13 protein-coding genes are annotated in these 12,613 nt (G+C 68.3%); 10 read left to right on the top strand and 3 right to left on the bottom strand.

Annotated features, from left to right (window positions below):
* Positions 1 to 81: 81 nt before the first annotated feature.
* From B3E91_RS16940 to B3E91_RS16905, 8 genes are all read left to right on the top strand, one after another.
* A complete protein-coding gene (locus tag B3E91_RS16940) occupies positions 82 to 654 on the top strand; it encodes an RNA polymerase sigma factor (RefSeq protein ID WP_282343787.1) in 573 nt (190 codons plus the stop codon).
* A complete protein-coding gene (locus tag B3E91_RS16935) occupies positions 651 to 1,634 on the top strand; it encodes a FecR family protein (RefSeq protein WP_287030628.1) in 984 nt (327 codons plus the stop codon). Before B3E91_RS16940 ends, B3E91_RS16935 begins: the two co-directional genes overlap by 4 nt.
* A gap of 129 nt (positions 1,635 to 1,763) precedes the next feature.
* The gene (locus B3E91_RS16930; RefSeq protein WP_287030627.1) at positions 1,764 to 4,169 is read left to right on the top strand and encodes a TonB-dependent siderophore receptor; all 2,406 of its coding nucleotides are present in this window, start codon (positions 1,764 to 1,766) and stop codon (positions 4,167 to 4,169) included.
* 371 nt (positions 4,170 to 4,540) lie between these two features.
* Positions 4,541 to 5,032 (top strand): 5-(carboxyamino)imidazole ribonucleotide mutase, encoded by a 492-nt coding sequence (purE, locus tag B3E91_RS16925; RefSeq protein WP_090224681.1) that lies wholly within the window; start codon positions 4,541 to 4,543, stop codon positions 5,030 to 5,032.
* Positions 5,032 to 6,117 (top strand): 5-(carboxyamino)imidazole ribonucleotide synthase, encoded by a 1,086-nt coding sequence (locus tag B3E91_RS16920; RefSeq protein WP_287030654.1) that lies wholly within the window; start codon positions 5,032 to 5,034, stop codon positions 6,115 to 6,117. The genes purE and B3E91_RS16920 overlap by 1 nt, the downstream gene beginning before the upstream one ends.
* A 142-nt stretch (positions 6,118 to 6,259) precedes the next feature.
* Entirely contained in the window at positions 6,260 to 6,508 is a 249-nt protein-coding gene (locus B3E91_RS16915; protein ID WP_282343781.1) for a GlsB/YeaQ/YmgE family stress response membrane protein, read from the top strand.
* Between the two features lie 44 nt (positions 6,509 to 6,552).
* Positions 6,553 to 7,083 (top strand): DUF3299 domain-containing protein, encoded by a 531-nt coding sequence (locus B3E91_RS16910; RefSeq protein WP_273230808.1) that lies wholly within the window; start codon positions 6,553 to 6,555, stop codon positions 7,081 to 7,083.
* A 1-nt stretch (position 7,084) separates the two neighbouring features.
* Positions 7,085 to 7,774 carry a uracil-DNA glycosylase family protein gene (locus B3E91_RS16905; RefSeq protein ID WP_287030623.1) on the top strand — a complete coding sequence of 230 codons (690 nt, stop codon included), beginning with the start codon at positions 7,085 to 7,087 and terminating at the stop codon, positions 7,772 to 7,774.
* 77 nt (positions 7,775 to 7,851) lie between these two features.
* Here B3E91_RS16905 and B3E91_RS16900 read toward each other — a convergent pair whose 3' ends face one another.
* On the bottom strand, positions 7,852 to 8,418 hold the full coding sequence (locus tag B3E91_RS16900) for a TetR/AcrR family transcriptional regulator (RefSeq protein ID WP_282343778.1): 567 nt from the start codon (positions 8,416 to 8,418) through the stop codon (positions 7,852 to 7,854).
* 91 nt (positions 8,419 to 8,509) lie between these two features.
* On the opposite strand from B3E91_RS16900, the gene B3E91_RS16895 reads away from it, so the two are divergent.
* Together B3E91_RS16895 and B3E91_RS16890 are read left to right on the top strand one after the other, a co-directional pair.
* The gene (locus B3E91_RS16895) at positions 8,510 to 9,241 is read left to right on the top strand and encodes an SDR family oxidoreductase (RefSeq protein ID WP_287030619.1); all 732 of its coding nucleotides are present in this window, start codon (positions 8,510 to 8,512) and stop codon (positions 9,239 to 9,241) included.
* Between the two features lie 42 nt (positions 9,242 to 9,283).
* Positions 9,284 to 9,874 carry a 2-hydroxychromene-2-carboxylate isomerase gene (locus tag B3E91_RS16890; RefSeq protein ID WP_287030617.1) on the top strand — a complete coding sequence of 197 codons (591 nt, stop codon included), beginning with the start codon at positions 9,284 to 9,286 and terminating at the stop codon, positions 9,872 to 9,874.
* A 13-nt stretch (positions 9,875 to 9,887) separates the two neighbouring features.
* Here the strand turns inward: B3E91_RS16890 and B3E91_RS16885 are convergent, their stop codons facing one another.
* Together B3E91_RS16885 and gabT are read right to left on the bottom strand one after the other, a co-directional pair.
* A complete protein-coding gene (locus B3E91_RS16885; protein WP_287030615.1) occupies positions 9,888 to 11,099 on the bottom strand; it encodes an HDOD domain-containing protein in 1,212 nt (403 codons plus the stop codon).
* A gap of 191 nt (positions 11,100 to 11,290) precedes the next feature.
* The gene (gabT, locus tag B3E91_RS16880; protein WP_282343771.1) at positions 11,291 to 12,571 is read right to left on the bottom strand and encodes a 4-aminobutyrate--2-oxoglutarate transaminase; all 1,281 of its coding nucleotides are present in this window, start codon (positions 12,569 to 12,571) and stop codon (positions 11,291 to 11,293) included.
* Positions 12,572 to 12,613 lie beyond the last annotated feature (42 nt).

Raw genomic sequence — 12,613 nt, 5'->3', positions numbered from 1 at the left:
TATCGGAGTTTCCTGATAAGCATTATCATTTGAGTCATATCGTCGCGCCGCCCCGGCGCACAGCCGTGACGCCGTCGTGCAATGACTCCCGATCGACCTTCCCCCGAGCCGCCGCCGCTGGATTCCCAAGAGGATTTCCTGCGCGTGTTCCTCACCAACCGGCAGCGCCTGGAGTTACTGGTCAGCCGCCAGGTCGGTTGCCGCGCCACCGCCGCCGATCTGGTCCAGGACCTGTTCCTGCGCTTCTGGCGCCGGCCGGTGCTGCAGGTCGAGGAAATGGGCACCTACCTGTTGCGCTGCGCGCGCAACCTGGCCATCGATCACCTGCGCCTGGAAGGTTCGCGCAGTCGCACGCTCAACGCGTTCCCGATGCCCGACGGACAACGCCCGGACGCGCTGGAGGCCGGGCTGCTGGCCAGTGACGACCTGCGCAATGTTGACGCGGCGCTGCGCGGCCTGCCGGAGCGCACCCGGCACATCTTCCTGCTCAACCGAATCCACGGCTGCACCTATGGCGAGATCGCCCGGGCCGTCGGCGTGTCCCAAAGCGCGGTGGAAAAACATATGATGCGCGCCCTCGAGGCCTGCAAGGCGAGCCTGGCGAATCCGCCGGCTCCAGCCAGGGAAAGCTCAGCGCCAGGAAGCCCAGCATGACAGCGCCCGCGTCCGATTCACCGACCGCCCGCCACGAGCGTGAAGCCTGGCGCTGGCTGCTGCGCCGCCGCCACGCGCCGCATCGCGATACGCGCGCGTTCGCCCGCTGGCTGGCGGCGGACCCCCGGCATCTGGACGCCTACGCCCGCGCCGAGGCGCTGTGGAGCATCAGCGAAACGCCGGCGCGGTGGCTCGCCGACGAGGAGGCCGGCGCGTTGCAGGGCTATCTGCAGACCCTTCGGCGCAAAGCCCGGCTACCGCTGCTCGGCCACTGGCCCGGCGCGCTGGCCAGCGCCTGCTGCCTGCTGCTGGTGCTCTGGGGCGGCGGCTGGCTGCGCCCGGTGCAGGCGTGGCAGAACCTTCGCGCCGATGAAGTCAGCGCCGCCGGTGAAGTGCGCGAGCTGAACCTGGCCGACGGCTCGCGCGTGCTGCTGGATGCCGACAGCGCGCTGAAGGTTCGTGTCGACGGGCCGCTGCGGCGGGTCGAACTGCTGCGCGGCGGCGCCTGGTTCAAGGTCGCGCATGACGGCCGTCCGTTCCAGGTCGATACCGGCGACAGCGTCACGCGGGTGCTCGGCACCGCTTTCGAGGTGCGTCGTCAGGCGTCGGGCACGGCGGTTACCGTCGAAGAAGGCCGCGTGGAAGTCGCCGCCGCCGGTGAAACCCGCGTGCTCGGCGCCAACCAGCGGGTGCGCCTGGCCGACGGGCACTTCGGCGAGCCGCAGGCGGTGGACAGCCGCGCGGCGCTGGCCTGGCGCGACGGTCGGCTGAGTTTCCTGCATGCGCCGCTGGGCGAGGTGCTGGAGGCCCTGGGCAGCCACTACCGCGGGCGCATCCTGCTCCTCGACCCGGCCCTCGCCGAGCGCCCCGTCAGCGTGTCCGTCGCTGGCGACGACGCCCCGTCCGCAGTGGCTTCGCTGTGCGCCGTGCTCGGTTGCCAGAGCACGCTGCTGTTCGATCGGCTGATCCTCATCCGCTGAGCCGGCGGCACTTTTTCCCGTCGGCGGCGATTATTTTCCGCGTCCAGGTGAGGTAAACCCGCAGCGGCTTCGTGTAGTGGTCATGCGATCAATTCGCATCAACGCCACTTCCTCTACAGAGAACGCACGATGAAACGTCGCCCCTTCCCGCCGCTGACTCCGCTCGCCGCCGCTCTGCTGTTCCTCGGCGTCGGCCTGCCGGCGCCCGCCCACGCGCAATCCACCGCGGAGCAGGTCGAAGGGCGCTTCCGGTTCTCCCTCGCCGCGCAGCCGCTGGCACAGTCGCTCGACCAGTTCAGCCGCATCACCGGGCTGGCGGTGGTCTACACCAGCGCCTTGCCGGCTACGCTCGGCGCGCCGGCGCTCGAGGGGACGATGAGTGCCGCGCAGGCACTGCAGCGGTTGCTGGCGGGCAGTGGCTACGCGTCCCGCCAGGTCAACGAACGCACCTTCACCGTCGAGCCACAGGCCGCGACGCAGGCGATGAACCTGGATGGCCTGACGGTGACCGCCGAGGACGCCAGCCGCTACAGCTACCAGCCCAGCGGCACGCCCTCGATCACCCGCAGCGGCGCCCCGCTGCTGGAAGTGCCGCAGACCGTCAACGTGGTTCCGGCCCAGGTGCTGCGCGACCAGAAACCGCGCAACCTCGACGACGCGCTGAACAACATCAGCGGCATCACCCAGGCCAACACCCTCGGCAGCACCCAGGACGCTGTGAGCAAGCGCGGCTTCGGCGACAACCGCGACGGCTCGATCATGCGCGACGGTCTGCCGTCGATCCTCGGGCGCAGCCTCAGCGCCAGAGCCGACCATGTCGAAGTGCTGAAGGGCCCGGCGTCGCTGCTCTACGGCATCCAGGACCCGGGTGGGATCGTCAACGTGGTCAGCAAGAAGCCGCAGTTGGAGCAGTACAACGCCGTGACCCTGCGCGGCTCGACCTACGCCCACGGCAAGAGCGGCGGCGGTGGCGGCCTGGACAGCACCGGCGCGCTGGGCGACAGCGGGCTGGCCTACCGGATGATCGTCGACCATCAGGACGAGGATTACTGGCGCAACTTCGGCAACTTCCGCGAGACCCTGGTGGCGCCGTCGCTGGCCTGGTTCGGCGAGGACACCACGGTCAACCTGAGCTACGAGCACCGTGAATTCGAAACCCCGTTCGACCGCGGCACTGCAATCAACCCGCTGACCAACAAGCCGCTGGACATCCCGCGCACGCGCCGGCTGGACGAGGCCTTCAACGTCACCGAAGGGCGTTCGGACCTGACCCGGCTGGCCGTCGAGCACCGCCTCGACGAAACCTGGAAGGCCAGCTTCGCCTACGGCTGGACCCGCGAGACCTACGACGACAACCAGGCGCGGGTGACTGCGGTGAACGGCAATACGGGAACCGTTACTCGGCGTATCGACGGCACCCACGGCGCGGTCAGCAGCGACAGTTTCGCCACCGCCAGCCTGAGTGGCGACCTGCAGATCGCCGGCTTTCGCAACGAACTGGTGGTGGGCATCGACAGCGAGAAGCGCAAGATCTACCGCGCCGACCTGATTCGCGGCGGTAACAGCGCGCTGAACTACAACGATCCGACCTACGGCACGATCAACCCGTCCGACGTCGCCGATGCGGCATCGAGCGACCAGACCGACAAGCTGCGCACCGACTCGCTGTACCTGCAGGATTCGCTGCACCTGGACGAGCACTGGATTCTGGTCGCCGGCGGCCGCTACCTGATCTACGACCAGTACGCCGGGCGCGGGCGGCCGTTCGACGTCAACACCAACATCAACGGCCAGGTCTGGGTGCCACGCGCCGGCGTGGTCTACCGCTTCGACGATACCTTCTCGCTGTACGCCAGCTACAGCGAGTCGTTCAAGCCCAACTCCAGCATCGCGCCGCAGGACGGTATCGCGGCGATTGATTCGTCCATCGCGCCGGAGGAAGGCAAGTCCTGGGAGCTCGGCGCCAAGCTGGACATCCCGGACCGGGTCACCGCCAACCTGGCGCTGTTCGATATCCACAAGCGCAACGTGCTGGTGACCGAAGAGGTGGGCGGCGCCACTGTCAGCCGCGCAGCGGGCAAGGTCCGCTCCTACGGCCTGGAACTGGACGTCAGTGGCCAGCTCAGCGAGCGCTGGAGCCTGATCGGCAGCTACGCCTGGCTGGACGCCGAGGTCACCGAGGACCCGATCTACCAGGGCAACCGCCTGCAGAACGTGGCCAGGAACACCGCGTCGTTGTCGGCGGTGTACCAGGTCGGTTCGCTGTTCGGCGGCGACAACCTGCGCCTGGGCGCCGGCGCGCGGCACGTCGGCGAGCGTGCCGGCGACGCCAGCAACAGCTTCGATCTGCCGGCCTACACGGTGGCCGATGCCTTCGCCAGCTACGACACGCGCCTGGGCGGCCACGACGTCGGCTTCCAGTTCAACGTGAAGAACCTCTTCGACCGCAAGTACTACGCCTCCAGCGCCAGCCGCAACTACGTTTCGGTGGGTGAGCCGCGGCAGTTCCTGGTGTCGACCACCGTCAGCTTCTGACAAAGGCTGTACGAGGTCTCGCGAGCTGGAGCCATGCAAGGGCTAGCGCCCCCGCAAACAGGCGAGGACCGGTCGCAGTCGTGGGCGACTTTACGAGCTGTAAATGAGCAGTACTCGTTTCACTCGCCCTCCGGGCCGCGCTGAAGCGCGTTAGCCGCCAGCGGGCGATCCCGCCTGTTTTTGACGCAGCAGGGCCGACGCGCAGCAGGCTTCGCGGGAGCCGAACGGCGGGCTGTCGCCGCTTGCGCCTTGGGTTATACTGCGCGGCCTTCGCGGCCCGGCACGGTCGCTTCGCACACAAGCCACGCCTGGTCTCCAGCGTGGCTTGTTGGTTTCTGCGCCTGCGGGCGCCCGACGCAAGAGGCACGACGATGAGCGCACTGGTAGGCGTGATCATGGGCTCCAAGTCCGACTGGTCCACCCTCAGTCACACCGCCGAGATGCTGGAAAAACTCGGCATCCCGTTCGAGGTGAAGGTGGTGTCCGCGCACCGCACGCCGGACCTGCTGTTCCAGTACGCCGAACAGGCCGAGGAACGCGGCATCCAGGTGATCATCGCCGGTGCCGGCGGCGCCGCGCACCTGCCGGGCATGTGCGCGGCCAAGACCCACCTGCCGGTGCTCGGCGTGCCGGTGCAGTCGTCGATGCTTTCCGGGGTCGATTCGCTGCTGTCCATCGTGCAGATGCCGGCGGGCATTCCGGTCGCCACCCTGGCCATTGGCAAGGCCGGCGCGGTGAACGCGGCGCTGCTGGCGGCGAGCATCCTCGGCCACACGCACCCGCAGTTCCACGTCGCCCTCAAGCAGTTCCGCGACGAGCAGACCCAGACCGTACTGGACAACCCGGACCCGAGGGCTCAGTGATGAAGATCGGCGTGATCGGTGGCGGCCAGCTGGGCCGCATGCTGGCCCTGGCGGGCACTCCGCTGGGGATGAACTTCGCCTTCCTCGACCCGGCGCCGGACGCCTGCGCCGCGGCCCTCGGCGAGCACATCCGCGCCGACTACGGCGATCAGGAGCACCTGCGCCAACTGGCCGACGAAGTCGATCTGGTGACCTTCGAGTTCGAGAGCGTGCCGGCGGAAACCGTGGCCTTCCTCTCGCAGTTCGTGCCCGTCTACCCGAACGCCGAATCGCTGCGCATCGCCCGCGACCGCTGGTTCGAGAAGTCGATGTTCCGTGACCTCGGCATCCCCACGCCGGAATTCGCCGACCTGCACTCGCAGGCCGACCTCGACGCCGCAGTGGCCGCCATCGGCCTGCCGGCGGTGATGAAGACCCGCACCCTGGGTTACGACGGCAAGGGCCAGAAGGTCCTGCGTACGCCGGCCGATGTCGCCGGCGCCTTCGCCGAGCTGGGCAGCGTGCCGTGCATCCTCGAGGGGTTCGTGCCCTTCACCGGCGAAGTCTCGCTGATCGCCGTGCGTGCGCGTGACGGCGAAACGCGTTTCTACCCGCTGGTGCACAACACCCACGACAACGGCATCCTGCGCCTCTCGGTGGCCAGCACCGCGCATCCGCTGCAGGCGCTCGCCGAGGATTACGTCGGCCGCGTGCTGAACAAACTCGACTACGTCGGCGTGCTGGCCTTCGAGTTCTTCGAAGTGGACGGCGGGCTGAAGGCCAACGAGATCGCCCCGCGCGTGCACAACTCCGGGCACTGGACCATCGAAGGTGCCGAGTGCAGCCAGTTCGAGAACCACCTGCGCGCGGTCGCCGGCCTGCCGCTGGGCTCCACCGCCGCCCTCGGCGCGAGCGCGATGCTTAACTTCATCGGCGAAGTGCCGCCCACCGAGCAGGTTGTGGCGCTCGCCGACTGCCACCTGCACCACTACGGCAAGGCCTTCAAGGCCGGACGCAAGGTCGGCCACGCCACCCTGCGCAGCGCCGATGCCGCGACGCTGAAACAGCGCATCGCCGCCGTCGAAGCGCTGATCGCCAGGGCCTAACCCGCGCGCCCGGCGCCTGGGAAGGCGCCGCGCGGCTCTCCCGCGGGCCTTGCGCAGTTTTTCGCGAACTTGCGTTTGTCCTCTCCGGTCCCATGCACAACGCGGCGCTTTGCCGCGTCTCTTTCATATTCAGGAGATTCGCATGGGCATCATCGGAACCATCTTCATCGGCCTGATCGTCGGCCTGATCGCACGCTTCCTCAAGCCTGGCGATGACAGCATGGGATGGATCATGACCATCCTGCTGGGCATCGGCGGTGCGCTGCTGGCCACATACGGCGGCCAGGCCGTGGGCATCTACCAGGCCGGCGAAGCGGCGGGCTTTATCGGCGCGGTCGTCGGTGCGATCATCCTGCTGGTGATCTACGGCCTGGTCAGCCGCAAACGCTGACCGATCGGGCCGCTTGCGGCCCACCCTTCTCTTCGACCGAATCCATGCGCCGACTCTCTCTGTTGCTGCTGTGCCTGCTGTCTCCCCTGGTTCATGCCGAGCTGCCCGAAACCGACTGGCTGGAACTGATGCCGCCGTCGGACCGCAAGGCGCTCGAGCAGATGCCCGAGATCAGCCATGACACCCCCGAAGGCAAGGGCTTCAGCGCCAAGGGCGGCATCAAGCAGGAGAAGGGATTGCCGGCGGTGATGTATTCGGCGAAGACGGTGGCCAAGCTCGACGGCAAGGCGCTGCGCCTGGGCGGTTATCCGGTTCCGCTGGAGTCGGACGCCAAGGGGCGCAGCACCCTGTTCTTCCTCGTGCCGTATCCCGGCGCCTGCATCCACGTACCGCCGCCACCACCGAACCAGATCGTGCTGGTGCGCTATCCCAAGGGCATCTTGCTGTCCGACATCTACGCGCCGCTGTGGGTCGAGGGGCCGCTGAAGGTGGAGAAGGTCAGCAACGACATGGCCGACGCCGCCTATGCGCTGGACGCCACCCGAGTGCGCCCGGTCGAGGACGCGGACCTCTAGGGTGGCGATCAGCGCCGCGCTGCGCCGCGCGTTTCGCGCGCAGGCGAAGCAGACCGACGGCATCGACCTCGCCGTGTATTCGCACTTAGGCAAGGACCCGCTGGAGCCGATCATCGGCCTCGGCGACCCGCACGCGCCTCTGGCATTCTTCGGCCGCGATCCTGGCCGCGAGGAGGTGCGCCACGGCGAGCCCTTCATCGGCAGCGGCGGGCAGATCGTGCGCAAGGTGCTCTACCGGCAGCTGCACGGCGAGTCGACGAGCGACTTCGAGGCGCTGCGCGGGGTGGGCCGGCCGTTCTTCTGGATCAACACCGTGCCGTACAAGCCGCTGGGTAACAAGGCCTGGTCGATGGCGGTGAAGAGGCGCTTCCATCCACTGATGCGCGAGCTGTTGCTGAAAGGCTGGCAGGGGCGCGACGTGGTGACCCTCGGCCGCGAGGCATTCCTCTGGTTCGCCATCGACCAGCCGCGCGAGGTGCGCCAGGCGCTGGAAGCGTTCTGGCAGCGCGAAGACCGCTTCACGGCGCACATCGAGGTCGAGCTGTCCGAAGCGGGTGTCGCGCGGCGCCTGCGTCTGCACCCGTTGCCGCATCCCTCACCGCTGAACCAGGTCTGGTTCAAGCGCTTTCCCGAATTGCTGCGCGCCCGGCTGGAGGCGTTGCAGATCGGCGCGGATTTCCGCCCGGCGTAGGGTGGATGTCGCCTTCCACATCCACCCGCGAATCCCACACCGACTGCGGGTGGACATGAAAGGTACAGGTGTCCGCCTCAGCCCAGCGTCTTCTCCACGAGCCCGCGGCTCGCGGCCAGCACGTCTTCCTGGCACTGCGCGCTCGCCATCATGCGCGCCAGCACCAGGGCGCCGACGCACTGGGCGATCAGCGCCCAGGCCAGTTGTGGGTCGCCGAGCACCTCGCTCCAGGCCTCTTGCAGCTGGAGCAGCCAGCGCTCGGCTTCTTCGCGTACGGCGGGTTCGGCGCGGGCGATTTCCGCGCCCAGGCTGGGGATCGCGCAGCCACTGTCGGGTCGCCGGACATGGGCCATGCTCAGGTAGCGCGCCAGGCAGCGCCGCAACTTGGCGCGGTTGGCTTCGGCCCCGCCGGCCTGGGTGCCCCCGAGCAATTTCAGGCTGTGGCTCAGTTCGCGGCGGACGATGGCGGCGAACAGCTCGTCCTTGGAGGAAAAGTGGCTGTAGAAGGCGCCGCCGGTGAGGCCGATGGCCTTCATCAGCCCAGCCACGCCGGAGGCCGAGAAGCCGCCATGCTTGGCGATGGCGCCGCTGCTTTCGAGCAGTTTCTCGCGGGTCTGATCCTTGTGATCGGCGGCGTAGCGCACGGGGCCTCCTGTGTCGCAGGCAACTTGACGATGCGGCGGATCGTAGCATAACGTCCGTTTAGTAAACGATCATTCAGTAAAGAGGCCATCCATGCATAACAACAAGAAGGTTGCCCTGATCATCGGTGCCGGGGATGCCACCGGCGGCGCCATCGCCCGGCGCTTCGCCCGCGAGGGATACGTCGCCTGCGTCACCCGGCGCAGTGCGGACAAGCTGCAGCCGCTGGTGGATTCGATCCGCGCCGAGGGCGGCGAGGCGCACGGTTTCGCCTCGGACGCCCGACGCGAGGAGGCGGTACAGGCGCTGTTCGAGGAGATCGAGCGGGACATCGGCCCGGTCGAGGTGCTGGTGTTCAACATCGGCGCCAACGTGCCGTGCAGCATCCTCGAGGAAACCGCGCGCAAGTACTTCAAGATCTGGGAAATGGCTTGCTTCTCCGGCTTCCTCTGCGCCCGCGAAGCGGCGCTGCGGATGGTCGGCCGCGAGCGCGGGACCATCCTCTTCACCGGTGCCACCGCCGGGCTGCGCGGGGCCGCCGGATTCGCCGCCTTCGCCGGGGCCAAGCACGGCATCCGCGCGTTGGCGCAGAGCATGGCGCGCGAACTGGGGCCACGGAACTTGCATGTCGCCCACGTGGTGGTGGACGGCGCCATCGATACGGATTTCATCCGCGAGAACTTCCCGGAGAAGTACGCGACGAAAGACCAGGATGGCATCCTCGACCCCGAGCACATCGCCGAAAACTACTGGTTCCTGCACAGCCAGCCGCGCGATGCCTGGACCTTCGAGCTCGACCTGCGACCGTGGAGCGAGCGCTGGTAAGCGATGCCCCGGAAAAAAGCCAAACAACAAGAGAGCGAATCGATGAGCAAGACCGTGGAATTCCTGTTCGACGTCGGCAGCCCCGCCAGCTACCTGGCGTACACCCAGCTGCCGAAGCTGTGCGCGGAGGCCGGCGCCGAGCTGGTCTATGTGCCGATGCTGCTGGGCGGCGTGTTCCAGGCCACCGGCAACGCCTCGCCGGCCGCGGTGCCGGCCAAGGCCCGGCATTCCTATATCGACCTGCAGCGCTTCGCCGACCGCTACGGCGTGCCGCTGGCCTTTCCTGCCGGCTTCCCGATCAACACGCTGACCCTGATGCGCAGCGTCGTCGGCGTGCAGCTCCGCGAGCCGGAGCGTTTCGAGGCCTATCTGCAGGCGATCTTCCGCGCGCTGTGGGTGGACGCGCGCGAGCTCGGCGATCCGGCGGTGCTGGGCAAGACCTTGGTGGAGGCCGGCTTCAATCCGCAGGCGATGCTGGCGCTGGTCGGCGATCAGGAGGTGAAGGATGCGCTGAAGGCGAACACCGAGGCGGCGGTGCGGCGTGGCGTCTACGGCGCGCCGACGATGTTCGTCGGCGACGCGATGTTCTTCGGCCAGGATCGCCTCGACTTCGTTCGCGAGGCGCTGGCCTGAGCCGGGTGTTGGCTCAGGATGCCTGCGCCACCGGCAGGCGGGCGAGGGTGGCCTTGTCCAGGCCGAGCATGCGCGCGGCCTTGGTTTCCGCCAGCGCCTGCGGCGGGTCTTCCGGCGTCTGCGCGGCGAGCTGGGCGGCCAGGTTCATGATCAGCGCCTCGCGCGAGTAAACCCCGCTGCCGAGCTGGTAAGCGGCGCCGATCAGCTGGCGCAGGTCCAGCGGCAGGCGCCAGCGGGTGCGCATGGCGCCGCCGAAGCCGGCACTGTGGCGCTGCAGGCTGCTGTCGATGCTCAACTCGTCCAGCGCGCCCGCGGCGTTGCGCCAGTCCTGCAGCGAGCGCAGCACGGCGAGGTCGCCCAGGCGATGCAGCAGGCCGGCGGTGTAGCACAGCTCGGCGTCGACTTTGAGTCGCTCGGCCAGCCAGTGCGCGTAGTCGGCCGTGCGCTGCGAATACTCCCAGAAATGCCGGGCCAGCCCGGCGAGCGTCTCGTCCGCCAGGTTGGCGCTGCGTTGCAGGGCGACGCCGAGGGCGAGGTTCAGCGCATGCACCACGCCGACCCTGGGCAGCGCCTGGCCGAGGGTCTGGCAGTTGCCGCCCCGGGCACGCTGGGCCGAATTGGCGACGGCGATGAGCTGGGCGGTGAGGTGCGGGTCCTTGCCGAACAGCGCTTCCAGTTCGCCCAGGGCACAGTCGCGACTGTTCAGGCGCTGCAGCGCCTCACGCACGCCGTCGAGCAGTGGCGCGCCCTCGGCGTTTTCGCGCTGGTCGGCGAGAAAGGCGTCCAGGGTCATGCCCGGTGGCGCGGCGGGAGGCGTGTAGACGACCTCTTCGCCCGGCGCGACCAGCACCTGCTGCAGCCGTCGCAGCAGCTTCTCGGCCTCGAAGGGTTTGGTCAGGTAGGCCGTGGGGTGCAGTGGCAGCGCCGCGCGCACGCTGGCGGTGTCGGCGTTCGCGCCGATGAGGAAGAACGGCAGCAGCGGCCTGGAGCGGTCGCGGCGCAGCTGACGCAGCAGTTCCAGGCCATCCAGCCCGCGCAATTGCGAACTGGCGATCACCAGGCTCGGCGGCCGGCGCTGGCACAGCTCGAGCACCTGCTGGCCGTCCTCGAAGCGCTGGATATTCGCGTCGCAGCGCGCGCTGCGGACCAGTTGCACGAGCAGATCGGCGGTCCAGCGATCGTCTTCGGCGATCAGGACGGTCGGCGGTGGGCGCTTGTCGGACATCGGTATTCCTGTGGTCGAACGGTTCCGGTGCGCCGACGCGATCGGTCGATCTGGCGGCGTCTGCCGCTACCGGAGGCTTCCTTGCGGACGTGTGCTGGTGGCGAGAGGTGCCTATCGCGGCACCGAGCGCGGGGATTTTACGGCAAAAAAAGACCCGCCGAAGCGGGTCTTTTCTACAGCGCGACTCAGACTCAGGCGAGTTCGTCGAAACACTCGGCGACGATCTCCAGGCCACGGTCCAGCTGGGCATCGGGAATGGTGACCGGCATGAGGAAGCGGATGACGTTGTAGTAGGTGCCGCAGGACAGCAGGATCAGGCCTTTATCGCGTGCGCGGGCGACGATCTTGCCGACCAGTTCGGCGGCCGGCTTGTGCACGTCGCCGCCCTCGAACAGCTCGATGGCGACCATCGAACCGAGACCGCGAACGTCACCGATCACCTTGTGCTTGGCCTGGACCTCGCGCAGCGCGGCCTTGACGCGTTCGCCGACGGCGTTGGAGCGATCCAGCAGCTTCTCTTCGTCGAACACCTTGAGCACGGCGAGCGCCGCGGCGCAGGCGATCGGGCTGCCGGCATAGGTGCCGCCGAGGCCGCCGGGGGCGATCACGTCCATGATCTCGGCCTTGCCGCAGACGCCGGAGATGGGGAAGCCGCCGCCGACCGATTTGGCGAAGGTGGTCAGGTCCGGCACCACGCCCAGTTGCTCGGTGGCGAAGAAGGTGCCGGTACGCCCGGCGCCGGTCTGCACTTCGTCGGCGATCAGCAGGATGCCGTGTTGGTCGCAGAGCGCGCGCAGGCGCTTCATGAACGCCGGCGAGTTGACGTAGAAGCCACCCTCGCCCTGCACCGGTTCGATGATGATCGCGGCGATGTCCTGCGGCTGGGCGTCGTTCTTGAAGATGCGCTCGATGCTGGCGATCGAGTCGTCCTCGCTCACGCCGTGCAGAGGGCAGGGCGCCAGGGCGCGGAAGATGCCGCCGGGCATCAGGCCCATGCCGGCCGAGTAGGGCACGACCTTGCCGGTCAGGCCGAGGGTCATCATGGTGCGGCCGTGGTAGGCGCCGGTGAAGGCGATCACGCCGGCGCGGCCGGTGGCGGCGCGGGCGATCTTGACGGCGTTCTCCACCGCCTCCGAGCCGCTGGTGACCAGCAGGGTCTTCTTCGCGAAGTCGCCCGGTACGCGCTTGTTGATCTCTTCGCAGAGCTCGACGTAGGGCTCGTAGGCCAGCACCTGGAAGCAGGTGTGGGACAGCTTGGTGAGCTGCTCCTGCACCGCGGCGACGACCTTGGGATGCAGGTGGCCGGTGTTGAGCACGGCGATGCCGCCGGCGAAGTCGATGAACTCGCGGCCTTCGACGTCGGTGACCGTGGCGTTCTCGGCCTTCTCGGCGAAGATCGGGTGGATCTGGCCGACACCGCGGGGAACGGCGGACTGGCGGCGCTGCATCAGTGATTCGTTGGTCTTGCTCATGATCTCCTCTTGGCCGCTCATCGTGCGGACCGGGTCAAGGAT

The organism is Pseudomonas sp. UBA6310, assembly GCF_002438225.1.
In the GTDB taxonomy this organism is placed as follows: Bacteria; Pseudomonadota; Gammaproteobacteria; order Pseudomonadales; family Pseudomonadaceae; genus Pseudomonas_O; species Pseudomonas_O kuykendallii.
Note: the sequence above shows the minus strand (reverse complement) of the source record. Positions and strands in the feature narration are given on the sequence as shown.